Consider the following 1,253-nt stretch of genomic DNA (forward strand, 5'->3'; position numbering starts at 1 on the left):
AGTGCAAACGCCGTCGCTACAGATCACGGCATGCATCACGAGGGCATGCATCACGAGGGCATGCATCACGAGGGCATGCAGAACGAAGGTATGCACGGTGAAGGCAAACATGGAGAACGTATGAGCAACATGCGCGAAGTAATGGGCATGGGGCGACTCAACAAAATTATGGCTGAGAGAGGCATGGTAAATATTAACCATGAACCGATGCCTGAGATGAACTGGCCTAAAATGCGCATGAACTTTCAGGTTCAAGAAGGTATCGATTTAAGCGAACTCAACTTAGGCGACGAAGTTGAATTTACATTGATGGTTGACGATAACAACAACTACATCATCAAAGATATCAAGACAAAATAAGTACAAGGCTCGGACGGTCCATTGCCGACGAGCCTTGCCTAATAGCCTTGCACGGGCTGCATAACCGTTAACGGAGTTCTTACATGATCGCTGCCATTATAAGATGGTCGATAACGAACCGCTTGTTTGTTCTTATTGCTACCGCAGTCTTGCTCGGACTGGGGGCGTATGCTGTTAAAAATTCCGCAGTCGATGCCATTCCAGACCTCTCCGATGTGCAGGTGATCATCAAAACGAGTTATCCGGGACAAGCTCCACAAGTAGTAGAGGACCAGGTGACATATCCGCTAACGACTGCGATGCTCTCTGTTCCCGGAGCGATATCGGTGCGCGGATATTCATTTTTTGGCGACTCCTATGTGTACGTTATCTTCGAAGATGAGACGGATATCTATTGGGCTCGATCAAGAGTTCTTGAATATTTAAACCAAGCAGCGGGGAATCTTCCGGATACCGCGAAGCCGCAGTTAGGCCCAGATGCAACTGGCGTAGGCTGGGTTTACTTGTACGCACTGGTGGATAGAACAGGCGCTCACGATCTTTCGGAACTTCGAAGTATTCAGGATTGGTTTCTCAAATATGAGCTGCAAACGGTCGAGGGTGTATCGGAGGTAGCTACCGTTGGCGGCATGGTGCGGCAGTATCAGATAGAAGTAGACCCGAATAAATTGCGCGCATACAACATTCCGTTAAGCCATATTTCGAATGCGGTAAAGCGCGCAAACCAAGAAACCGGTGCTTCCGTCGTCGAGATGGCTGAAGCGGAATATATGGTTAGAGTGAGCGGCTATCTAAAAAACGTCAGTGACATTGAGAACATACCCTTAGGCTTGAGGCAATCCAATATCCCCATCCTATTAAAGGATGTTGCCGAAGTTCGAATAGGACCACAA

2 protein-coding genes are annotated in these 1,253 nt (G+C 48.1%); both read left to right on the forward strand.

The genetic code is table 11. The annotated features are described in order from the left end of the window. The coding region (locus tag A3751_RS19200; protein ID WP_197466516.1) for a copper-binding protein at nt 1-360 on the forward strand (360 nt) is incomplete at its 5' end. An 83-nt stretch (nt 361-443) separates the two neighbouring features. Beyond that, a partial coding sequence (locus tag A3751_RS19205; protein ID WP_197466517.1) for an efflux RND transporter permease subunit occupies nt 444-1,253 on the forward strand: 810 nt, incomplete at its 3' end.

The sequence above is a fragment of the Oleiphilus sp. HI0080 genome (assembly GCF_001635135.1).